We start from the raw sequence: 23004 nt of genomic DNA on the forward strand, positions 1-23004 counted from the left end.
AAACTGTCATTTCTGCTCATAGGCACGCGGGCTTTTCGGGCGCGTTGGTATGTTCTCTGCGTCCTTGGCGCGCTGCTGATGGCCGGAGCCCTCTTCCTGGCCTTCCACGCGCCGGCCGGCCTTGTTGTCCTCACGGGCCGGGCGATCGGCGTCGTCTTCCTTTTCATGGGGGCCGGCAACCTGCTGCGCTTCATGAGCGAGCTGCGCAGCGTGCGCGGCGCCTTTGCGCTTGCGAGGGCGGTCTGCTTCCTCGTGACCGGCGCCATCGCGATCCACTGGCCGGCCCATGCCGAGGATGTGCTGGCGGCGCTGTTCTGTCTCGTCTTCATCGTCGACGGTCTCGGGCGAATCGGCGTGGGGCTGCTGCTGCGCCTGCCCGATCTGCGCTGGCGCCTGCTCTACGGCTCGGTCCAGCTCGCCTTCGCGGTGGTCTTTCTCGCCGGCTGGCCGTTGCCGCTGGAGCGCAGCGTCGCCCTGTGCATCGGCCTGATCTTCGCCTTCCGGGGCTGGCTGCTGATGCGGCTCGGCCTGCTGTTCCGCACGCTGGACGATGACGCGACGATCCTCCATTTGCCGATGTTCGCCACGCGCGGGTGGTACGACCGGTCCCCGGACCTTGCAGACACCACAGGCGCGCCCACCGTGGCGCATCCGATGGTGGTTCATGTGTGGACGCCGGTCGGCTCCGCCCATGTGCCGCACCGCCGGCTGCTGCTCGACCGCTACGTTGCCGCGGTCGGCGCCGACGGCATGATCTCCACCGGCCATGCCTCGCTGGAGATGCTGCCGTCGCTGTACATCAGCCATTACCCCGCCGTCGAACTCGACCGCACGGGCGAGGATTTCGTCGGCGCCCTGCGCAGCACGGCGGAGAACGACGTGAAGGGCCATTTCCAGCCCTCCTATGCCGAGGAGGCGGCGGGGTGGTGCGAGGCGGATGGCCGGGTGGAGTTCCACAATTTCAGCCCCCGCCAGCTTCAGGCGTTCTGGGCGCGGTATCAGCAGGACGACACCTACAACCTCACCAACCGCAACTGTTCGGTCGTCGTGGCGCAAGCGCTCGATGCCGCGCTGGAGGGCTCGCTGGCCACCCGCACCCCGTGGCTGCAACTGCTCATGCTGGTGGCCAATCCGGATGTCTGGGTCGCCGCGCTGCTGCGGGCCCGTGCCAATCTCAGCACCTGGACGCCCGGCCTGGTGCTGGACTACGCGCACACGCTGGCCCGCATCGTCGAGCGGCGCGATGTCTCGTGGCCCGACAGCCTCCACCGCTTCATGCAGCGGGTCGGGCTGGCGCGCCGGAAGAGCCCCGACGGCGCCCTCCCGTGACCGTCTCGTCCGGCGGCTCCCGGCTCTTTGCCCGGGCGGCGGGACTGGCCATGGAATGGTCCGATAACGGCCTGGCCTTCTTCGCGGCGGCGGTGTGCGCGACCTTTGCCGTGTTCGTAGCGATCATGAACCGGAACGGCCGGGCCACCTGATCTCTCGGGGCACGCCGCACGCAGCTGTGATCGGGCCGGCGGGTCGACGCCGTGCGATCCTACGTTACGTCAGGGGGCGTAGCGGCGAGGGAGAGACGGTGAGCATCACGCGCAGAAGCCTTGTAGGCACCGCCGCCCTTGGCGTCGCTGCCGCCGCGCTGGAGCCCCTGCGCCTGTCGGCTCAGGCCGCGCCACTGATGCGCGCCATACCTGCGTCCGGCGAGCGGATTCCGGCGGTCGGGCTCGGCACCTGGATCACCTTCAATGTCGGTGACGACCCGGAACTGCAGGCCGAGTGCACGCAGGTGATGGCCGCCTTCTTCGCCGGCGGCGGACGCATGATCGACAGCTCGCCCATGTATGGCTCCTCGCAGGCCGTCGTCGGGCGCGGGCTCGACGAACTCGGCCGTCCGGAGGCGCTGTTCGCGGCCGAGAAGGTGTGGACCTCGTCCGAGACGGACGGCCCGGCCCAGATCGAACAGACGCGCCGCCTGTGGGGCGTAGAGCGCTTTGATCTGCTGCAGGTGCATAATCTCCTGAGCTGGGAAGCGCATCTCGACACGTTGCTGGCCATGAAGGCCGCCGGCCGGCTGCGCTATGCCGGCATCACCACCTCCGAAGGGCGCCGCCACGATCTGCTGGAGGAGATCATGCGCCGCCAGAGGATCGACTTCGTGCAGCTCAGCTACAATCCGGTGGACCGCGCGGCCGAGCAGCGCCTGCTGCCGCTGGCGGCGGAGCGCGGCATCGCGGTGATCGTCAACCGGCCGTTCCGGCAGGGCGCCCTGACGCGGCGGCTCGAAGGCGAGGCGCTTCCCGATTGGGCGGGCGAGCTGGGTGCGACAAGCTGGGCGCAGCTGATCCTCAAATTCATCCTGTCGCACCCCGCCGTCACCGTCGCCATCCCGGCCACGACGCAAGCCGGCCATGTCCGCGAGAACCTCGCCGCAGCGGGCGGCGTGCTTCCCGATCGGGAGCTGCGGGAGCGGATCGCGGCGCGTATCGGCGCGCTGTGATGCCGGAGTGGTCGAGCTACGGGCTGGAAGACTTCCTGCTGTTTTCTCCGCGCGCCTATTGGCGCTTGTTCGAGGCGCAGAACGCTGCGCTGTGGCCGCTGCAACTGGCCACCATGGCGGCCGGGCTGGCGCTTCTCCTGCTGATCCTGCGCCGCCCCGGGCGAGCGAAGCCGTGGGTGGGGCTCCTACTCGGCCTGCTCTGGGCTTTCGTCGCGTGGTCGTTCCTGCTGCAGCGCTATGAGGCGATCAACTGGGCGGTCGCCTATGCCGCACCGGCGTTCTTCGTGCAGGCCCTGCTATTGGTGGGGGCCGCAGTCCTGCCCGGTGGCCCGGCTTTCGGGCGACGCGACCCGCCCGGCTGGGCGGGGCTGGGCATCGCTCTCGCCGGGCTCCTCTATCCCTTGCTGGCGCCGGCCGCCGGCCGGCCGCTCGCCAGCGCGGAGGTGTTCGGCCTGGCGCCCGATCCCACCGTCCTCGTGACCATCGGCATGGTGCTGATGGCCGGGGGCCGATGGCGCGCCCTGCTGCTGCCGATCCCGCTGCTGTGGGGCCTGTTCAGCGGCCTCACCCTCCTCGCCATGGGCGATGTACAGGCCTGGCTGCTCCTGGTGAGTGTCGCGATTGCGGTACTTTCAGCGGTGACTGGACGCCGGGTCGCTTCGGATCGGTGACAGCGTCACCCGAGAGCCGCGATTTCCCCCAGCCACTCCCGCAGAGGATGAGGCGGCATGCCTCCCTCAAGGCTCTCCCACCGTGCCGTGTGCGGCTGGACCACCGCCAGGCAAAAGGGCGCGGCGTGGAGGGCGATGCCCTCATACTGGGCGAAATTCTCGAAGCGGGCGCGCACGCCGCCGGGCAGCGCCGTGAGGGTGCGGGCCTCCAGCAGGCTGAAGGGCATGGTAAGGCCGCACCGCAAGGCCTTGGACAGCGCTTCCTTGAGGCACCAGAGCTGCAGCAGCCGCCCGGCGTCGTCACCGGGCAGGGCGCTGCGCGCGAGCGCCCATTCGCGAGGCGTCGTCTGCGCGCGCAGGGCGGAAAGCTGATCCGGTGCCGCCCGTTCGAGGTCCACGCCCATGGGGCACGCTTCCGGATGCGCGATGGCGAAAGCCGCCATGCCGGCGTGGGCGAGCGTCACCTGCAGGTTCGACCGCCCCGGTACGTGGACGACCGGCTGCTGAAGCAGGCCCGGCAGTATGCGAATCTCCCGGGCGGAACTTTCGGGCGCGAGAAAGCCAAGGGCGTTCTTGGCGGCGCGGCGCCCGGCGAGGAAAGACTGCCGGCGAGCCGGCGCGAAGCCGTCGGTCAGCAGGTCCGCCTCCTCCGGGCTGAGCGTGTCGGGCGCCACACCTTCAAGCACCGCGAGCGGGGCGGCGACCATCGAAAGCGCGCATGGCAGCCGGCGGCCGCCCTCGTGCAGCGGCAGGAGGGCGCTCCGCTCGAACAGCGCAAAGGGAGCGGGCGTCGCGGGCATCAGGCGGGCGCGGCGGCCGGCGCGGGCACGCTCTCGTCGCGGTGGCTGAGCAGCAGGTAGAAGGCCGGCACCACGAACAGGGTGAAGAGAGTGCCGATGGAGAGCCCGGAGGCGATGACCAGACCCATATTGTAGCGCGAATTGGCGCCCGCCCCGGTGGCGACGATGAGCGGGGTGACGCCCAGCACCATCGCCGCCGTCGTCATCAGGATCGGGCGCAGGCGGATGGTTGCCGCCGCGATGACCGCCTCGCGCTTGGCGAGGCCCTGCGTGCGCAGCGTATTGGCCACTTCCACCATCAGGATGCCGTGCTTGCTCACCAGCCCCATGAGCGTGACGAGGCCCACCTGCGTGTAGATGTTGATGGTGGCGCCGCCAATGCCGAGCCAGATGAAGACCAGCGCCCCGGCCAGCGACATGGGCACCGACACGAGGATGACCAGCGGATCGCGGAAGCTGTTGAACAGCGCCGCGAGCACCAGGAAGATGATGACCAGCGCCAGCGCGAAGGTGGTGACGAAACCGTTGGATTCCTGCTCCAGCTGGCGCGAGGAGCCGGCAAAATCATAGCTGTAGCCCGAGGGCAGCGCACGGGCGGCGATGGCTTTCAGCTCGGTGAGCGCCTCGCCATCCGACACGCCGGGCATGGCGATGCCGGAAATGGTCGAGGAGTTGAGCTGCTGGAAGTGGTTCAGCGATTGCGGAACCGTCTTCGTCTCGATCCACGCGATGGTGGAGAGCGGGACGGAGGTGCCGTCTCCCGCCTTTATGTAATAGTTGAGCAACTGGTCGGTGTTGAGCCGGTGCTTTTGCATCACCTGCGGAATGACCTTGTAGGATTTGCCGCCGAGATCGAAATAATTGGCGTAATTGCCGCCCAGCATGGTGGCCATGGCAGCGCCGACATCGCTCATGTTCAGGCCCAGTGCCGACACCTTGTCACGGTCGAAATGTATGGCGGCGTGCGGCTGGTCGATCTTCATGTCGCCGTCGAGAAAGATGAACTTGCCGCTCTTCATCGCCTCGCTGAGGAAGTTCTGCGACGCCTCATAGAGCCGGGCATAGGAATCGTTGGATTTCAGCACGAACTGGATCGGCAGGCCGCTGCTGCCGGGCAAGGGCGGCAGCTGGAAGGCGGCCACGCGCACGCCGGCGATCTTGTTGAAATCCTGCTGGATGAGCGGGGCGAGCGCCAGCGCCGATACGCTGCGCTGGTCCCACGGCTTCAGCACCCAGCCGCCGATGACCTGCCCCGGCATGTTGATCTGGAAGACGAGGTCGGTCTCCGGCCGCTTGTCGAGGATGTCGTAGATCTGCTGCACGTAGAATTCGCGCTGCTCCAGCGTGGCGTTCGGCGCCGCTGTCATCATGGTCAGGATCACGCCCTCATCCTCCGGCGGGGCGAGCTGCGATGTGGCGTTGGAATAGAGCCAGTAGATGCTCGACAGCACCAGCACACCGAACAGGACAGTGACCGGCAGGACGCGCAGCGAGGCGGTGAGGGCGACGCGATAGGCATCGGTGACGGCCTTCATCGCGGCGTCGATGGTGCGCACGAGGCGGGCTTCCAGCGTGCGCGCCGAAGGATCGTAGGGTTTCAGAAGATGGGCGCAACTCATCGGCGAGAGAGTGAGGGCGATCACCGCCGACACCATCACCGCCGCCACCAGGGTGAAGGCGAATTCCGTGAACAGCGAGCCAGTGAGCCCCCCCTGGAATCCGACCGGCACATAGACCGCGATCAGGACGGCGGTCATGGCGATGATGGGGCCTGCCAGCTCGCGCGCTGCCGCGATCGCCGCATCGACGGGTTTCAGGCCCTGCTCCATGTGGCGGTTGACGCCCTCCACCACGATGATCGCGTCGTCGACCACAAGGCCGATGGCGAGCACGAGGGCGAGCAGCGTCAGCAGATTGATGGAAAAGCCGAAGACCAGCATCAGCGCGAAGCTGCCGATCAGCGAGAGCGGAATGGCGATGATCGGGATGAATACCGAGCGCCAGGACCCGAGAAAGACGAAGACCACCAGCGTGACGATCAGCGCTGCCTGGAACAGCGAGGTGACCACCTCCCGGATGGAGGTGTTGACGAAGTCGGTCGCGTCATACAGCACCGTGCCGGAAAGCCCGGATGGCAGGTCCGCGAAGATGGTGGGCAGCATCTGCTTCACCCCTTCGATGACATTTAGCAGATTGGCCGAGGGCGCCACCTGAATGCCGATATAGACCGCCGACTTGCCGTCGAAACTGGTTCGCGAGTCGTAGTCGTCGCTGCCCAGGCTGACATTCGCCACGTCCTTCAGGCGGATGACGGCGCCGCCGACATTCTTGATGATGAGCTCGCGAAACTCCTCCACCGAATGCAGGTTGGTGGCGGCGGAGAGCTTCACCTGGATCAGCCGGCCCTTGGTGGTGCCCACGCCGGCGATATAGTCGTTGGTCTCCAGGGCGGTCGCCACATCCGTCGCGGTGAGGCCGAGCGAGGCCAGCTTGTCCGGGTCGAGCCAGGCGCGCAGGGCGAAGTTCTTGCCGCCCAGAATCTCCGCCACCTGCACGCCCGCGACGGCCTGCAGCTTCGGCTGCACCACACGGGCGACGTAGTCCGTCACCTCGTTCTCCGCCAGCACCGTGCTGGAAAAGGCGATGTACATGGCGTCGATGGTCGAGCCGGTCTTCAGCGCCAGGATGGGCTGCTGGGTGCCGTTCGGCAGCTGGTTCAGCACCGAGTTCACCTTGGTGCTGATTTCCGTGAGGGCGTCGCCGGTATTGTAGTTCAGCCGCAGGTTCACGGTGATCGAGCTGACCCCGGTCTGGCTCGACGAGGTCATGTAGTCGATGCCGTTGGCCTGCGCGATGACGTTCTCCAGCGGCGAGGTGATGAAGCCGGCGATGATGTCGGAATCGGCGCCGGCATAGGTCGTCGTCACAGTGACGACGCCGTTCTGCATGGCGGGATATTGCAGGATCGGCAGTCCGAACATGGCGCGCACGCCGATCACCAGGATCAGCGCGCTCACCACCAGCGAAAGCACCGGCCGGCGGACGAAAATGTCGGTGATGGGCATCGTCCGCTCCTGTCAGTCCGACACGTTCGGATCGCGCTCGGCCGTGGGAATGTGGCTGTTGTCGACCACGGCGGGCGTGCCATTGCGCAGTTTGATCTGGCCTGCCACCACCACGGTCTCGCCCTCCTTCAGCCCGGACGTGACGGCGATGAGGTCGCCGCGCGCCTGGCCCGTCTTCACGAAGGTCTCGCGTGCCACCAGGCCGGTGCCGGCGGCGTCCTTCTCCAGCACGAACACGGTCGAGCCATAGGGATTGGCGACGATGGCGGTCTGCGGAAGGGTGACGAAGGGCTGGGCGGCGTCGATCTCAAGGTCGACCTTGGCGAACATGCCCGGCACGAGCTTGTCGTCGGGGTTCTTGAAGGTCGCCCGCACCTTCACATTGCGGCTGCCCGCCTCGACCTTTGCATTGATGGCGCTCACCGCGCCGGTGAAGGCCTGCCCCGGATAGGCGTCGATCTTCAGCGTCACCGGCTGCCCCACCTTGAGGCTGCCGATATATTGCTGCGGCACGAAGAAATCCGCGAAAATAGGATCGAGTGCCTGAAGGGTGACGATGACCGTGCCGGCGCTCAGATACTGGCCGAGATCGACACTGCGGATGCCGAGGCGGCCGGCGAAGGGCGCCTTCAGGGTATAGTAGGAGACCAGCGCCTCCTGCTGCTTCACCAGCGCTTCCGAGTTCTTGAGATTGGCCTGGTCGGTCTCGATCGTCGCCTGGCTTACCGCCTTGATCTTGAGCTGCTCCGTGTCGCGCTTCAGGGTCAGGGCGTTCAGCTCGGCGGTGGCCTTCAGCGAGGTGAGCTTGGCGGTCTGGTCGTCGGCGACGAGATGCAGCAGCGGCGCGCCGGCCTTCACCGTGTCGCCGGACTCGAAGGACAGGGTCTGCACAACGCCAGAGACCTGGAGCGCCAGATCGGCACCCTTCGATGCCCGCAATTCGCCTACCAGCTCCATGGTCGGCTGCCATGTCTGGATCTGCGCCGTCTGTGCGGCAACCGTCTGCGCCGGGGCGCCACCATGTGCCGGGGCGGGGCCGGCGGGGGCGCGCTCTTTCACGACATAATAGGCGGCGCCCGCAACGGCCGCGACAGCCAGCCAGGCGATGACATGCCTTGTCCTCACGGGAGTCGCTCCATGTCGCTGTCGGATGGCGGAATTGCCGGGACGTAGCCGGTCCGGGTCGCGGAAAGCGCCGGCCCGTCCGGCCCCTGGAGGTAGCCGCCATTGCGCGGGAGGGCGTCGCTGGTCTCGTCGACGCGGTTCCACCAGCCCCCGCCCAGCGACTGGAACAGCGCCACGGTGTCGTTGTAGCGCATGGCCTGCGCCTGGATGCGGGCGATGACGGCGTTCTGGTAGGTCTGCTGGGCGGTGATGACGATGGCGTAGCCGACGGCACCGAACTTGAACTGCTCCTGCGCCATCTTCAGGCTTTCCAGCGCCGATTGCTCGGCCAGCGCCTGCGCACGCAGCGTCGCGGCGTCGTACTGCACGGCGCGCAGCGAATCCGCCACGTTCTGGAACGCGGTGATGACGGTGCTCTGATACAGCGCGTAATCCTGTTCGAAGGTGGCGACGCTGGCTTCCTTGGTGCGGTAGTTCTGAGCGCCGTCCATCAAGGTCTGCACGACGTTGGCGGCGAGGGTCCAGGCGAGGCCGTTTGGCGTGAACAGCTGGCCGACGGTGAGCGCGTCTGTCCCCAGGGACGGGGAGAGAGTGAACTGCGGCAGCAGGTTCGCGGTGTTCACGCCCACGGTTGCCGCCGCCTGGTGCATCGTGGCCTCGGCGAGCCGGATATCGGGGCGCTGCCGCACCAGTTGGGAGGGCAGGCTGACGGGCAGTTTGCGCGGCAGCCGCAGGCTCTTCAGGCTGACGCTTTCGCCCCGGTCTTCGCTGGGCAGGCGGCCGAGATAGGCCATCAACTGGTTGCGCCCCTGGGCGAGCTGCTTCTGCAGCGGAGGCAGGGTGGCCTGCGTCTGCGCCAGCGTCGCCTGCTGGGCGAGGACGTCGGCGCGCGAGACCGCGCCCACATCGAACTGCCGCTCGACCCGGCGCAGCTGGTCGGTCTCGGCGGTGACGATCGCCTGCGTGGCGGCGATCTGCTCCCGCAGCGAACCGTCCGATATGGCTGATGTGACGACATTCGCGGTGAGGGCGAGATAGGTCGCCTCCATCTCGAAGCGCTGGTACTGCGCCTTCGCCTCGGCCGATTCCACCTGCCGCCGGAGACCGCCGAACACATCGAGCGTGTAGGTGACGTTCACCGACGCCTCGTAGAGATTATATAGCAGCGGCTTGCCGGTGGTGCCTCCCGAGGCGGCGGTTACCTGCTCGCGGGTGACCGACACGTCGCCGCTGACCTGCGGCACCAGCGCCCCGCGTGTCTGCAATGCCGTCTCCCGCGCCGCGCGCAGGGCGTATTGGGCGGCGCGCACATCCGGGTGGTTGCGCACGGCCTCTTCGACGAAGGCGTTGATCTGCGGCGAGTTGAACTCGCGCCACCATTGGCCGCCCACATCGAGCGCCTCAACGAAGTTCTGGGGCGCACCGCCGGCAATGTCGGTCGCCATCGCCGGCGTGAGGCGCGGCTCCGCCGTGTAGCCGCTCACCTCGGGCGCCGGCGGCGCCTGGAAGTTCGGCCCGACCATGCAGCCGGAGAGCAGGAACGGGGTTGCGACGGCGTACAGCCACGCACGTGGCACAGCCGCAATCAGGCGCCCTCGGCTGGCGCCGCGCTGCGTGTGCCCTCTGATGCGAATCGGCGGCGCGCCCATGGCGTTACCTTACCTCTCCGCCGAGGAAGGTCGGACGAGAAAAGACGCGATCGCCGCCGCGGTGTGGGCGGCCGCCTCGCCCGAGAGCATGGACACATGGTCGCCGCCGACCGTGCGCACGCCGAGGAGCCGATCATTGAGGCGCAGCCAGCCCATGTCGGGTGCCGAAACGAGGGTCCTGTCGGATTCGCTGAGGTCGCCCGGGCTGACGCTGGAGGCCCGCACCAGGCCCAGCGGCAGATCGCGCGGCGCGTCCGGCGCCGGGGCATAGGCGAGAAACGCCGCATAGAGAGCGCGGCTGGCGCGATAGGTGCGGCGCAGCCACGCCGCATCCGCCTCCGGGGCGATGAGGCCGGCATTCCGCATCCGGGCGCGGGCGAGCGCGAAGCGGCCTTCTTCATCCAGCGGCAGCAGGTCCTCGACGCTGAGGTTCGGCGCCATGGCATGGTGACGTGCGCGCACGCCGGCCATCCGCACCAGCCATTCCGCCTCGGCGCGGCCGGGATCCGCGGGTAGCACGGAATGGCGGCCCAGCGGTGCCGGGGTGTCGATGATGACCAGACGTTCGGGCGGGCTCCCGCGCCGGCTGAGCTGGCATGCCATCTCATAGGCGACGATGCCGCCGAACGAATAGCCGCCCAGCAGGCGCGGGGCCGGGATGCCCCGGCGGGCGAGCGCGTCAAGGTTCGCCGCCGCGAGGGCCTCGACGCTGCCGGGCGGTTCCTGCCCCGGCTCCAGCCCGGGCGCCTGCAGCGCCCAGAACGGCGTGCCGGCGGGAAAAGCGCGGGCGAGTTCGAGGAAGGCGCTGACATCGCCGGCGATGGGATGGACGCAGATGAAGGGCTCCGCCTGCCCGGTGGCAAGCGGCACCACCGCATCCCAGACCGGCGGCGATGTCGCCTTTACCGCCAGCGCGCGGGCCAGCGCCGCCGCGCTGCGATGCTCGATCAGCGCGGTGACCGGCACCGGCCGCTGCAGGCGCTCCGACAGGCGCGCCGCTGCCGTGGCGAGGCCAAGCGAGGTCAAACCGGCCGCCAGCACGTCCTCCGCACGACCGAGCCGGCGGCCGATAATGGCGGACAGCACGTCGAGCACCGCGGCTTGCCCCGCGTCGGTGGGGTCGGGAAGCGGCGCGGAGCCGGCCTCGTTCGGCTCCTCGCCATCCTTTGGCACCGGCCGGGGGACCGTGGCGCCCGGCGGAAGAGGCAGCGCCGAGACGGTTCGCTCGATGGTGCCGGGCAGGGCGGCGAACAGGGCGGCGAATTCGTCGATCATCGTCTCGCCGACGATGGCGGCGGTGTCGTCGAGGTCCGGCAGCACGATGGAAAGTCCCACGCGTTCGCCGGGCACGACGACGCCGGTCAGGCTATAGGCGGATTTCAGGGCGTTATGGACGCTTTCCACCCTCAGCCCGTCCGCGCCAGTCCACGCCTCGGCGCCGGACGGCATGTTCTCGACCACCAGCAGCGTATCGAACAGGGCCGAGGCACGATCGCCGATGCCGGCGGCCTCCACCACTTCCATCAGCGAGACGGTTCCCTGCGACTGCAGCGCAGCGATCTGGCGCTGCATCTCCTCCGCAAGGGCGAGGATCGGGCTGCCGGCATCGAAGCGCAGCCTCACCGGCAAGTTGTTGATGAACAGGCCGACCATCTGCTCCACGCCCGGCACCTGTGGCGGCCGGCCGGAAACCGTGGTGCAGAAGACCGTGTCGTGGCAGCCCCGCCGCGCGGCCGACCACAGCCCCCAGGCCAGATGCGCCAGCGCCGCGATGGTGAGCCCGCGCCGGCGCGAGAGATCGCTCAGCGCCTTGCTTTCCGCGAGGGTGAGCTGCCGGCGGACGGTGACATAGGAAGCGGCACCATTGCCCGCCGCATGGAGGGCCGGCTGATCCTTCACGCCGGCCAGCAGCGGCACGAAGGCGCCGCGCATCGCGACCCGGTCGACCGTGGTGCTCCAGGCGATGAAGTCCCGGAACCGGGCCGGCGGCGGCAGCACATACTGGATGCCGCGCCGCAGGGCCTCATAGGCGGCGCGGGACTCGCGCTCCAGCTGGGCGAGGCACCAGCCATCCGCCAGCAAATGGTGGAAGCTGGCGATCAGATAGGCTTCGCGGGCGCTCACCCGGATGAGGATGAGGCGCGCGAGCGGGCCTGCTTCCAGATCGAAGCCGGCCGCCCGGTCTTCCGCCAGACGCTGCTGCAGACGCTCGACCCTGAACCCGGGCCAGGTTTCGAGTGTCACGGGTGGCTGGGCGGTACGGCGAACCAGCTGCAACGGGCGGCTCAGGCCGCGCCAGCGGAACACCGTACGCAGCACCGGGTGGCGGTCGAACACCAGCGCCCAGGCCTTGCGCAGGGCGGCGATGTCGAGAGGGCCGCTGAAGCGCATGCAGCTTTGCTCGAAATTCACCGCCGAACCATGGCGGCTGAGCGAATGCAGCAGCATCGCCTCCTGCATCGGCGACAGGGGATAGATTTCCTCGATGTCCGTATCGGCGCCCACGACCTCGTCGAGCGTGGCGGAGTCGAGACCGGCGAGCGGGAAATCCCCCGGTGTGAGAACCGGCGCGGCCTGCGCCTGCGCCCAGAGGGCGATGGCCCGCAGCGTGTGGGCAATCGCGTCCAGCACGGTCTCGGGGGTGAGGGCCGGCACGCCTCCCGACCAGCCGAGCGCCATGCGCCCACCCGTCACCCGCACTGTCAGGCTGGCCCGCACGGAGGGAGAGAAGTTCGGCGTGTGATGATGAAGAGCGATGGCCGGGTCCTGCGCCGGTGCCGGCAGGATGGCGAGGCCGATGGTGGGCTGGGCCAGGCGAAACGCCGAGCGAACGGCGCTGAAGGCGAGGCCGAGCGGCTCGGCGCATTGACGCGCCGCCTTGGCCTCGCGCAGCCGGAGGCCGAGCGCCCGCCCGGGCGGGCAGGCCTGCAAAGGCAGCAGCGCGTCGAGATTGGCGACAAGACCCGCCGCCTCCGGCGCCCCGGCGGGCAACGTGCGGCGGCCGTCCAGCACCTCAATGGCGGGAGCGCCGTCGAGAGCCTCGCCGAGCGCGACCAGCAGCGCATCCAGCAGGGCAACGCCGAGCCGGCCGGGCAGGTCCTCCAGCAGCAGGCGGGAGCTGGCGCCGTCCAGCACCAGATGCGCCCGAGGCGTGGCGGGACCGAGCGGCAGATCGGGCGGCAGATCGGGCGGCAGATCGGCCGGAGGGGCGGCCTCCGGGGCCGTTGCGGCCACCGCCGCCTCGCCCGCCATCGCCGCTTCGCGGACGGTGGGGCTGGCGGCATGGCTGGCGAGCCAGGCGAGCCAGTGGGAGAAGCTCAGCGGCGGCACCGGCGAGCGCGCGCTGTTCGGGCCTGCCGCCAGCGCGGCTTCGAGTTCGGTGGCGAGCAGCAGCATCGCCCGGTCGTCGGCCACCGCCTCATGCAGGGCGAGCACGACCATGTAGCTGTCCCCCGCCGGGGTCTCCTGCTTCACCAGCGTGGCGGCGATGGTGACGCCGGTTGCGAGGTCGATGCCGCGCGCCAGCCGGGCGCGGTGATCGGCGATCCAGCGGTCAAGATCGTCGAGCGTTCCCGCCGGCACATCGATGAAGCGCACCGGCACGGCGGGCAGGAAATCCGACACGGTGAGATAGCGGCCGCTGGCATCCTCCGCCCGCAGGAGACGCAGGGCGTCGTGCCGCTCCGCCAGCCGCTGGATGGCGTAGCCGAGGTCCACCGCCGAGACCCGTCGTGCCACCGCCACGCTGACGAAACGGCACGGGTTGCGGGAATCGCTCGCGGCGGCCACCAGTTCCGCGCCATGGCGGGCGCCATGGCCCAGCGCCTGCACCGCCCGCTTGCGGCGGACCGCGATGGCGGCGAGGCCCTCGACGGTCGGCTGCTCGAACACGTCCTTCAATTCGATGTCGAGACCGGCCTCGAAGGCGCGGGCCACCAGGCGGATGGTGAGGATCGAATCCCCGCCCACATGGAAGAAATTGTCCCGCACCCCCGGCGTCGCCGGCCCGAGCCCGCCACCGAGCAGGTCGCTCCAGATGCGGGCGAGTATCCGTTCTTCCGGCGTGCGGGGCTCGACGGGCGTCTCGGCGGGAGCGTCGGCGACCTCCATCCGGGGCAGGGCGCGCGTATCGACCTTGCCGTTGGCATTCAGCGGCAGCTGGTCGAGGATGATGAAGGCCTGTGGCAGCATCTGCCGGGGCAGGCGAATTTCCAGATGGGCGCGAAGCTCGCCCGCTGACAGCTCCATGCCCGGCTTCGGCGTGACATAGGCCACAAGGTCGCGCTCGCCGCTGGCCCGGCGGGGCGCGACCGCCGCCGCGCTGCCGACGGCCGGGTGCAGGGCGAGCACGGCCTCGATCTCTCCCAGCTCGACGCGGAAGCCGCGGATCTTCACTTGCGTGTCGGCGCGGCCGAGGAAGACGATGGCGCCGTCCGCCCGCCAGCGGCCGAGGTCGCCGGTGCGGTACATGCGCGCCCCGGGAGCCGGCGCGAACGGGTCGGGGTGGAAGCGGGCGGCGGTCAATTCCGCATCGCCGCTATAACCCAGAGCGACGCCGTCGCCACCCACCCATATCTCTCCCACCAGTCCCGGCGGCAGCGGCCGCCTGGCGGGGTCGAGCACATAGGCGGTGCTGTTGGAAATCGGACGGCCGATGGGAATGGTCAGCTCGTCATCGCGTAGGTCGGCAATGTCGAAGAGGGTGCTGAAGGTGGTGTTCTCGGTCGGGCCGTAGCCATTGAAAAGCATCAGCCCCCGCTCGCGGCCCGCCGCCAGCACGGCCCGCGCCGCTGCTGGATTGACCACGTCGCCGCCGGTGATGACGACGCGCGGCCCGGCGAGGGCGCCGGGGTCGAGCGCGGCGATCTGCTGGAACAGGCCGGCGGTGATCCACAGCAGCGACACGCGCGCCTCGGCCAGGAACAGGCGAAGCGCGCGCGGGTCCATGACCACCGTGCGATCGACGGGCAGCAGCGTGCCGCCATTGAGCAAGGGCTGCCAGATTTCCAGCGTCGAGGCGTCGAAGGCGGGGTTGGAATAAACCGCCACCCGCCGTCCCGGCGCGGCGAGGCCGCGCGCCCGGGCGAGACGCACAATGGCGCGGTGGGGCACGCACACGGCCTTGGGCATGCCGGTGGAGCCGGAGGTGAACATCACATAGGCCGGGCTGTCGCCCCTCACCGGCGCTCCGGGATGCGGCTCTGCCGTTTCGGCCTCGGCGACCAGCATTGCCCAGTCGAGACGGGTGCAACCCGCCGCCAAATGGGAAGGGTCGCGCATGATCGCATGCCGCGCGGCCACCTGCCGGGCGCGCAGGTCGCGCTGCTCGGCGGGAAAGGAAGGGTCGACCGGCGCATAGGCGGCACCGAGCGTCAGCACCGCCAGCTGCGCCTCGATGAGGGCGGCCGAGACCGGCAAAGCGAGAATCGCCACATCGCCGGGTAGCAGCCCCCGCGCCGCTAGCACGGTGGCGAGCCGGCGCACCCGCGCGGCGAGCGCGCCATAGGTCAGGACGGTGCCGTCTTCCTCGATGGCCGACGTGTCGGGATGGCGCGCGGCATCCCGGAAGAACAGATCAATGGCGCTCGCGTCGCGCTCATAGGGCGGGGCGGTGGGGTTGAAGCGCGCGACCAGCGCCTCCCCCTCCGCCGGGGACAGCAACGGAACAGACAGCACCGGCTGGTCCGGCTGCGCGGCCAGCGCCTCCGCAAGGCGGCCGAACCAGCCGAGCAGGGCTTCGATGGTTTCAGCCGTGAAGAGTGCCGCGTCATAGCGGCACCACAGCCGCAGGCCATCCGCTGCAGTGGCATAGACCAGCGACAGTTCCGCCTTGGCTTCTTGGTCGAGCTGCTCCGGCAGCCGCGCGAAACGGGTGCCGTCCAGCGCGGTCACAGGAGGATGTGGCGCTTCCGCCGTGCCGAAAAGCACCTGCAGGAAGGGTGCCGCCTCGCCGCGCCGCTCGACACCGCTGGCCTCGACGATGCGCTCGAACGGCAGGTCGCCATGCGACATGGCGGAATGCAGCGCCTCCCGCACATCGGCCAGAATCGCGGGAAAGTGCGTTTCCGCCTCCACCACGGCGCGGATCGGCAGCGTGTCCACCATCAGGCCGATGACCCCGGCGAATTCGGGCCGGTCGCGTTTCGAGGCCGGGATGGTGACGACGAGATCGTCGAGCCCGCTCCAGCGCCGCAGCACGACGAACAGCAAAGCGAGGTAGATGTTGAATTCGCTCGCGCCCTCCGTGCGTGCCAGCGCCGCAAGGGCGGCGGCTGCCGGTCCCGGAACATGCAGCTCGGCCTGCGCCGAGCGGGCCTCGCCACCCGCTTCCGGCCGCCGGTCATAGGGCAGGTCGAGCCGTGCCGGCGCGCCGTGCAGGCGGTGGCGCCACGCGGCCATGGCGGCATCGAGCGCCGGGCCGGCAGCGCCGAAGCGCTCCTGCTCCCAATCCGCGACATCGGGGAACTGCAGCGGCAGAGCCGGGCGGGTGCCCCCCTTTCCAGCCATCGCGTCGTCATAGGCCGACGTCAGGTCGCTCACGAAAACGTCCAGCGACGCGCCATCGCAGATGATGTGGTGGAACACCGCCACCAGCACGGCGCCGCCGTCTGCCGCCTGCAGAAGGAGGAAACGGGCGAGCGGGCCTGCCGAGAGGTCGAAGGGCTCGTCCACCATGGCCTGCGCCTCGGCAGCCATTCTGGCCGCGAAGTCGGGGCCGGCGAGAGGCAGGTCGGTGGCGATCATGGCCAGCGGGAGCGCTGCCTCATCGGCGACGGCCTGTACCGGGGCGCCCTCCACCAGGGGAAAGGTGGCGCGCAGCCCGTCATGGCGCTGTACCACTGCGTCGAGCGCGGCGCGCAGGGCCTCCCGATCCACCGGCCCCGCAATTTGCAGGAGCAGGGGCATGGCGAACAGCGTGCGTCCCGGCCGCAGCAGTTCCGCCATCCGTATCTGGCGCTGGCCGAAGGAGAGGCCCGCAACATAGCCGCTCGCCATCAGCGGCATCCCGAGCGCTGGACGGCGTTCACGACGGCAGCTCCACCCGCACCCGGGCGCGCACCACCGGCGCGGGCTCGGGCCGGTGCGGGGCGGCGGCGAGGTGGTCCGCCAGCGCGGCGAGCTGCGGCGCCGCGAACAGGTCCGCCAGCGTGGCGGTCGGGGCAAGTTCCCGGCGCACGCGGGCGATCATCTGCATGGCGAGAAGGGAACTGCCGCCGAGCGCAAAGAAGTGGTCGTGGCGCCCCACCGTGACGCCGCCCAGCACATCGCTCCAGACAGCAGCCAGTGCGGTCTCGAGCGAACCCTGCGGCGGGACGGTGATTGTGCCGGGAAGGGTCGCGCGCGGCAGCGCGGCCAGGTCCACCTTGCCATTGGCGGTGCGCGGGAGGCGCGAATGCCGCACGAAGGCCTGCGGGATCATATAGGCAGGCAGCCGGGTGCCGAGCTGCGCACGCAGCGCGTCATCCTCCGGTGCGCCGTCTCCGGCGCCGAGATGTGCCACGAGGCGCCCGGCCTGTCCGTCACGCTCTTCGAGCACCACAGCGGCTTCGAGAAGGCCCGGCTGCGCCAGCAGCGCGGCCTCGATCTCGCCGGGCTCGACGCGGTATCCCGCCAGCTTCACCTGCCGGTCCGCGCGGCCATGGAAGAACAGCCGGCCGTCAAAGCCGAGCGAGACCCGGTCGCCTGTGCGGTAGGCCGGAGTAGCCGAAGGCACGACCGCGCCGGGAAGCGGGGTGCGCAGGACGACGCCCGGCAGGGCCCCGACATAGCCCCGCGCCACGGCCGGCCCGGACACGACGAGTTCGCCCATGGTGCCGAACGGGCAGGGCCGGCCCTCGGCGTCGATCACATGCAGCCGCGTGCCGGGCAGCGGGTGCCCGATGGCGACGCTGGAGCCGGTGGTCTCCGGCCGGCAACGCTCGACGCACACCCAGACGGTGGCCTCGGTGGGACCATATTCGTTGCACAGCACGGCGTTAGGCGCGCGGACGGCGTGGGCGGTGACGAGGCCCGGCGGGCACGGCTCGGCCGCCACCTTTGCCATGCGCACGCCGGGGAGGCCGGCGGGGCCGGCGGCTTCCAGCAGCAGCGCCCAGAGCGAGGGCGTCATGCACACATGGGTGGCTTCCTGTTGCCGTATCAGCGCGACCAGCCGGTCCGCGTCGCGCGCCTCCGCCGCATCGGGCATGACCAGCGTGCCGCCTTCGCAGAGGGTGCAGAACAGCCCGGTCACGGCGCCATCGAAGAACAGCGGGAAGGTCAACAGGAACCGGGCGATCGGCAGGTCGGCGTTCTCGGCGGCGCTGGCCGCCACGTGGTAGCGCAGATTGTCATGGCCGACGCTGACGCCCTTCGGCCGCCCGGACGAGCCGGATGTGAAGATGACATAGGCCTCGCCGGATGCCACCGGCGCTTCGGGCCCATCGACGCCGGCCGGTGCCGGCTCGACATCCTCGACCGCGACGATCGCGAGATCCGGGAAGGCGTTGGCGCTGGCGCTGTGGGTCACCACAGCCGCGACACCGGCGCTTGACATGATGAGGGAGCGGCGTTCGACCGGCGCATCGGGATCGAGCGGCACATAGGCCGCGCCGGCACTGAGGATGCCCAAAATGGCGGCCACCGCCTCCGGCCCGTGGTCGAGCATGAGGGCGACGCGCCCGCCCGGCCGAACCCCGGCCGCGGCAAGCCGCGCGGCAATGGCGTCGGCATGGGCGCCGAGTTCGGCATAGGACCAGACGCGGCGGCTTGTCCGTAGCGCCGGCGCGTGCGGCTGCTGGCGTCTATGCCCGCCGATGATGTCCATCACCGTGCCGGACGGCGCGGGCAGCGGGCGGCCCGTCAAGGCGGCTTCGGCGCGCTCCCGCAGCGGGGCGGGCATCACATCCAGCATATTGGCCGGCGCGTCGAGATGGTCCGGGAGTGCGCGCAGTGCCGTGGAGAGCATGTCGAGAAGCTGGCGGGCCTGCTGAGACGACACATGCTCGTGGTCGAACATCAGGCGCAGCTCGAAGGCTTCGCCGATCTCCACCATGAGATTGAGCGGCATGTCGGGCTGGGTGATGTCGCCGCTGTCGGCGATCTCGATTCCGGCGGCGCGGAAGGCGGCGGCGAGTGCGAGGGGGTAGGTCTGAACCGCGACCAGGCTGCGCAGCGGCAGCGCGTCTCCCGGCAGGTCCAGCATGTTGCGCATCGTGTCGAGCCCCAGCGGCCCCGCCTCGCGGCCCGCCGCCCGGCCGGCCTGAAGCTCGGCCAGCCACTGGCGCAAAGGTGTTCCGTCGCGCCGCACGCGACAGGGCAGCACGCCGATCTGCGGGCCCACCATATGGCTGGAGCGATCACCCAGGAGCTCCGGTGGACGCACGGATTCGACGCATCCGAACATCAGGTCGTCGGCCCCGTCCGCGCGCGCGAGCACGAGCGCCCACGCCGCTTCCACGAGCGTGCTCAGCGTCAGCCGCTCGGTGCGCGAGACAACGGCGAGGCGCTCGGCGCTGTCGGCCGGAAGAACGCACGCCTCCTCGCCGATGCGCGGTGCCGATCCTGCGGCGCCGCGCGCCACCGCATCGGCCGCAAAGCCGCCCAGCACGGCACGCCAATAGCGTTGTCCGGCGGCGGCGTCGCGTGCCTGCCACCATTCCACATAGCGACGAAACGGCAGGGCGGGGGGCACCGGTGCGCCCCGGTAGAGATCCAGCACCTCGCCGAGGATCTCGCCAAGCGACCAGCCGTCGACGGCGAGATGATGGCGCGTCCATACCAGCAGATGGCGCGGCGTCGGACCCTCCGGCACCAGGCTGAGAAGGCGCACCCGCATCAAGGGAGGACGCCGGACGTCGAAGGGGTGGGCACGATCCTCCTCGAGCAGCGCCTCAAGCGCTGCGCGCCACTCCGGCTGCCGGGTCCAGTCGATCCGCGTCACCTCGAAGGCGGGGGCCGCGAGCACCACCTGGGCCGGAGCGCCCTTCATTTCCCAGTGGAAACCCGAACGCAGCGCCGCATGGCGGGTGACAACCGCCGTCCAGGCCGCGCAGAAGGCGACGGCATCAAGCGGCCCTTCCAGCAGAGCCCACCATTGGCCCATGAAGAGGGGCTGGTCGGGAAAGCTTGCGCACCGCACAAGCATTGCACGCTGCATGTCGGTGAGGCCGTAGATGTCTTCGATAGGACCGCGGGCCACGTCTTTACCCTTGAAAGCAAAATGCAGCACACGCGGACTGTTCAGCATGCAACAGCCGCTATGAACACTGCCTGCCGGTCCACTACGCGATGCCGCTCCACGGCCCGGCGTGCCGATGCCTGATCCTGCGCCCGGAGAGGGGCCGGCGGCAGCCATGGACCACCGCCGGAAGTATCAGAGGCTCTCGATGTAGAAGCCTTCGCCCTTGATATCGCCGTCGCAAAGCTTCTGGAGCTTTTCGACGATGCCGCCGCCATCCTTGGCGCGCGGGTTGGACGACATCTTGTCGAAAGCAGCTTCGCTTTCCCACACAGTAGCGATGCCGTACATGGACGGGTCCTTCTTGGACTTCATAAGTCCAAATCCGACCAGGCCCTCAATGACGTCGCCCGGCTTCTTGCCGTCGGTAGGCAGCATTTCTTTTTCGAGAAGCGCGCGGGCATCCTGCTCGCTTCCAGCCTTCACGTGACAACGAGAGATCGTCATAAACATACTTGCCACAGGGGTATCTCCAGCCAGAGTTGCGGACCATGCATTACAGGCGGGCGACCGCACCGGCAACTGTCTATTTTTGGTCGCTTTTCAGTATGTTCTCGCGCGCCGTCCAATAAGGTTATAGCAATTCACAAATGCTCCACATGGAGGTGGTATAAATTTTATCTCAGTCGACTTCGCGACGGGCTCCGCTCTCAAGTCAAGCACCGCATGCCTGTGCCGAGCGGCAGGGCCTTGGCGCGGGTCGATCCGTCGAGTCGCGCCCGCGGACATACTTGAAGCGCACAAGTTTAGCGCCACCGCTTGAGGATCCGCGTACCTCCGCCTCGGGTTGCAACACACTGCGCGAGCGTTGCGGTGCCCGGAAGCATTACGGACATGGCTGGTTGATGGGTAGATACGGCGCGGCGGGCGGCGACGGCACATCGGAGGCCAGCGTCGCCTCGCATTCTCTCCGGCAGTGCGGGTTCGTTCCCGCGCTCCCGATCATGTTGATAAATAGCCGGCTTAGCGCCTTTCCGCGTCTGGCCGTTTGGCGAGCCCCGGCCCACGCCGCTGCAGTGGGGAAAGCCGGGCCGGCAGGTCGCGGCAGGTTTCCTCGCTGCCGGTCGCTTCCCTCTTCAGCCGAACGGCGTGAGGACGGGAAAGAGAGCGCCGCGAATGGGCGCACCAACGGCGAGATCCACGTCGAAGCCCTCGGCCACGAGCCGGTCGACCACCGTGCCGCCATGCGGCGCGAGAACGGCGGTCTCGTCAACCCATCGCGTGACCATGCGGCGCGTGTCATGGTCCAGCGTGTTGCCGGGCGAGCCGTGCAGCGTGCGGGCGTGGAACACCAGGCAGTCGCCGGGCTGCATGTCCCAGCTCAGTATGTCGTAATCTTCGCGGTGCGCCTGGATGTCGGGCACGCGGGAAAAGGTCTCGCTGGCGGAGATGTCGAAATCCCCGTGGTAGCGGGCATAGAACTCCTCGACGGCGGGCAGGGCGGTCTGTTCCCCCTCGAAGAAGTTCGCCGGCATGAAGAGCTGGTTCCAGCGGTGCGAGCCGCGCACGAATTCCAGCGCCGCTTCCCTGGGGATGGGATCGAGCGCCACCCAGATGGAGCAGAACGGGCCGAGCACCACATTGTCGTGGTGCCAGGGCGTACGCGCCTGCGTGCCGGGGCTCTTGTAGAACCATGTGTCTTGCAGAAGGCGCACGCTGGGGGTGCGCAGGCAGCGGGCGGCAATGGCGGCGGAAGGCGATTCGAGGGCGAATTTCTCCAACTGGGGAATATGCCGGCGCGACCAGATATCGGAATAGAAGGCGCCCTTGTCATTGGGCGAGAAGCTCTGGAACAGGGCGCCCGGGCTGTCGAGATTGCGGGCGATGCCCTCGGCCGCGAGATCCACCCACTCCGGCCCGAAGGCGCCCTTCAGGCAGATGGCACCGTCCCGGTCGAGCGCTTCGATCAGGTCCTCGTCAATGGGCGCGCGTTCGTCCGGCATGGATCCTCCTGCGAAATTATTCGGCTAAATAGTTATTCCGCGGCGTCTCCCCGGAGCCAGGCGCAAGCCGGCGAAAATACGCAGGGCGCTTCCGGGCGTTCTTGGAACACCGTTCGCGTACGATGCGGCCTTTGGGTGGGCGCTGTCCAGCGGCGATGCGCGTCATGACGGCGATGGTGTCGCGTACCTGCCTGGAACCTGGGGGCGCCCCTCGCGCACCGACGCTGCTGCGCTGGATACGCCAGCGACCCGGCGCGCCGGTGCTGATCTGCTTTCCCCATGCGGGCGGAACCGCTCTGTCGTGCATGACGCTCGCCGGTGCTCTGCCCGACGACCTGTCGATCGCCACGGTGGCGTTGCCGGGCCACGGGCCGGACGTTCCGGGAGAGCCGGTGGCGGATGCGCGCGCGCTGGCCGAAGCGATCGCCGCCGAGATCGCCCTTCAGCCCTTGTCGGCGCAACTGACCCTGCTGGGAAACAGTTTCGGTGCGCTGCTGGCCTTCGAGACCTGCCTCGCGCTGGAGCGGCTGGATGCTGAAGGTGCCCGGCGGTTGCACCTCGTCGTTTCTGGCTTCCGCGCGCCGAGCCGGCCGCCCGCCGATGCGCCGCTGCATCGCCTGCCGCGTGCGCGGCTGCTGAGCGAACTGCGCGACTGCTTCGGTGCGGTGGGGGGGCCGGATCTCGGCGACGTGCTCGGCCCGGAACAGGAAGCGGCGCTGCGGGCCGATCTCGCCGCGTGCGAGACCTATCGGCCGGGCAGCGCGCGCCCGTTCCACGGCGCGCTTACCGTGATCCGCCTGCTGGCCGATGCCTCGGTCTCGCAGCCCGAATGCGCGGCATGGGGCGAGGTGTGCGCCGGTGCCACCCGGTTCCGCACGCTTGCGACCGGTCATTTTCCCTGGACGAGCGCCCCCGCCGCCCTCGCGGAGCTTATCCGTGAGGCGATCCGGGTGACGTCCGCCGTTTCCGCCGCACCGAAACCGGCCCCGGCCGGTCGGTCCACCCGTTTCCCGCCCGCACGAGAATAGTAAAGAG

Annotated in this window: 13 protein-coding genes; 5 read left to right on the plus strand and 8 right to left on the minus strand. The window is 69.3% G+C overall.

All coding sequences use genetic code 11. The features are described from left to right. The first annotated feature begins 78 nt into the window (after window positions 1-78). The 4 genes from ACQY76_RS17245 (at window position 79) to ACQY76_RS17260 (ending at window position 3168) form a co-directional block, all read left to right on the plus strand. Window positions 79-1329: an HdeD family acid-resistance protein gene (locus ACQY76_RS17245; protein ID WP_428029937.1), complete on the plus strand. Its 1251-nt coding sequence runs from the start codon at window positions 79-81 to the stop codon at window positions 1327-1329. Further along, window positions 1326-1481 carry a hypothetical protein gene (locus ACQY76_RS17250; protein WP_428029938.1) on the plus strand — a complete coding sequence of 52 codons (156 nt, stop codon included), beginning with the start codon at window positions 1326-1328 and terminating at the stop codon, window positions 1479-1481. Before ACQY76_RS17245 ends, ACQY76_RS17250 begins: the two co-directional genes overlap by 4 nt. A 98-nt stretch (window positions 1482-1579) precedes the next feature. Next, the gene (locus ACQY76_RS17255) at window positions 1580-2497 is read left to right on the plus strand and encodes an aldo/keto reductase (RefSeq protein WP_428029939.1); all 918 of its coding nucleotides are present in this window, start codon (window positions 1580-1582) and stop codon (window positions 2495-2497) included. Next, window positions 2497-3168 carry a DUF6064 family protein gene (locus ACQY76_RS17260; RefSeq protein ID WP_428029940.1) on the plus strand — a complete coding sequence of 224 codons (672 nt, stop codon included), beginning with the start codon at window positions 2497-2499 and terminating at the stop codon, window positions 3166-3168. The genes ACQY76_RS17255 and ACQY76_RS17260 overlap by 1 nt, the downstream gene beginning before the upstream one ends. Window positions 3169-3173: 5 nt before the next feature. Here the strand turns inward: ACQY76_RS17260 and ACQY76_RS17265 are convergent, their stop codons facing one another. From ACQY76_RS17265 to ACQY76_RS17300, 8 genes are all read right to left on the minus strand, one after another. Further along, on the minus strand, window positions 3174-3968 hold the full coding sequence (locus ACQY76_RS17265; protein ID WP_428029941.1) for a 4'-phosphopantetheinyl transferase family protein: 795 nt from the start codon (window positions 3966-3968) through the stop codon (window positions 3174-3176). Further along, window positions 3968-7033: an efflux RND transporter permease subunit gene (locus tag ACQY76_RS17270; RefSeq protein ID WP_428029942.1), complete on the minus strand. Its 3066-nt coding sequence runs from the start codon at window positions 7031-7033 to the stop codon at window positions 3968-3970. The genes ACQY76_RS17265 and ACQY76_RS17270 overlap by 1 nt, the downstream gene beginning before the upstream one ends. Window positions 7034-7045: 12 nt before the next feature. Continuing rightward, window positions 7046-8158, minus strand: coding sequence for an efflux RND transporter periplasmic adaptor subunit (locus ACQY76_RS17275; RefSeq protein ID WP_428029943.1), 1113 nt, complete (start codon window positions 8156-8158; stop codon window positions 7046-7048). Further along, entirely contained in the window at window positions 8155-9681 is a 1527-nt protein-coding gene (locus ACQY76_RS17280; protein ID WP_428033041.1) for an efflux transporter outer membrane subunit, read from the minus strand. The genes ACQY76_RS17275 and ACQY76_RS17280 overlap by 4 nt, the downstream gene beginning before the upstream one ends. Before the next feature lie 135 nt (window positions 9682-9816). Then, on the minus strand, window positions 9817-16803 hold the full coding sequence (locus ACQY76_RS17285) for an amino acid adenylation domain-containing protein (protein WP_428029944.1): 6987 nt from the start codon (window positions 16801-16803) through the stop codon (window positions 9817-9819). A 28-nt stretch (window positions 16804-16831) separates the two neighbouring features. Further along, complete coding sequence (locus ACQY76_RS17290; RefSeq protein WP_428029945.1) at window positions 16832-19987, minus strand: non-ribosomal peptide synthetase; 3156 nt, start codon at window positions 19985-19987, stop codon at window positions 16832-16834. A 174-nt stretch (window positions 19988-20161) separates the two neighbouring features. Next, window positions 20162-20479, minus strand: coding sequence for an antibiotic biosynthesis monooxygenase family protein (locus ACQY76_RS17295; protein ID WP_428029946.1), 318 nt, complete (start codon window positions 20477-20479; stop codon window positions 20162-20164). Between the two features lie 623 nt (window positions 20480-21102). Further along, complete coding sequence (locus ACQY76_RS17300; RefSeq protein ID WP_428029947.1) at window positions 21103-21969, minus strand: phytanoyl-CoA dioxygenase family protein; 867 nt, start codon at window positions 21967-21969, stop codon at window positions 21103-21105. A 164-nt stretch (window positions 21970-22133) separates the two neighbouring features. On the opposite strand from ACQY76_RS17300, the gene ACQY76_RS17305 reads away from it, so the two are divergent. Beyond that, complete coding sequence (locus ACQY76_RS17305; protein ID WP_428029948.1) at window positions 22134-22997, plus strand: thioesterase II family protein; 864 nt, start codon at window positions 22134-22136, stop codon at window positions 22995-22997. The last annotated feature ends 7 nt before the right edge of the window (window positions 22998-23004 follow it).

Origin of the sequence: Ancylobacter sp., from assembly GCF_965279025.1 — a bacterium.
Lineage (GTDB): Bacteria > Pseudomonadota > Alphaproteobacteria > Rhizobiales > Xanthobacteraceae > Ancylobacter.

Coding starts and splice junctions, on each gene's coding strand:
- ACQY76_RS17270 (WP_428029942.1), bottom strand. CDS start 7,033: ATGCCCATCACCGACATTTTCGTCCGCCGGCCGGTGCTTTCGCTGGTG.
- ACQY76_RS17280 (WP_428033041.1), bottom strand. CDS start 9,681: ATGGTCGGGCCGAACTTCCAGGCGCCGCCGGCGCCCGAGGTGAGCGGC.
- ACQY76_RS17300 (WP_428029947.1), bottom strand. CDS start 21,969: ATGCCGGACGAACGCGCGCCCATTGACGAGGACCTGATCGAAGCGCTC.
- ACQY76_RS17245 (WP_428029937.1), top strand. CDS start 79: ATGGCCGGAGCCCTCTTCCTGGCCTTCCACGCGCCGGCCGGCCTTGTT.
- ACQY76_RS17285 (WP_428029944.1), bottom strand. CDS start 16,803: ATGGCGAGCGGCTATGTTGCGGGCCTCTCCTTCGGCCAGCGCCAGATA.
- ACQY76_RS17295 (WP_428029946.1), bottom strand. CDS start 20,479: ATGTTTATGACGATCTCTCGTTGTCACGTGAAGGCTGGAAGCGAGCAG.
- ACQY76_RS17265 (WP_428029941.1), bottom strand. CDS start 3,968: ATGCCCGCGACGCCCGCTCCCTTTGCGCTGTTCGAGCGGAGCGCCCTC.
- ACQY76_RS17260 (WP_428029940.1), top strand. CDS start 2,497: ATGCCGGAGTGGTCGAGCTACGGGCTGGAAGACTTCCTGCTGTTTTCT.
- ACQY76_RS17305 (WP_428029948.1), top strand. CDS start 22,134: ATGACGGCGATGGTGTCGCGTACCTGCCTGGAACCTGGGGGCGCCCCT.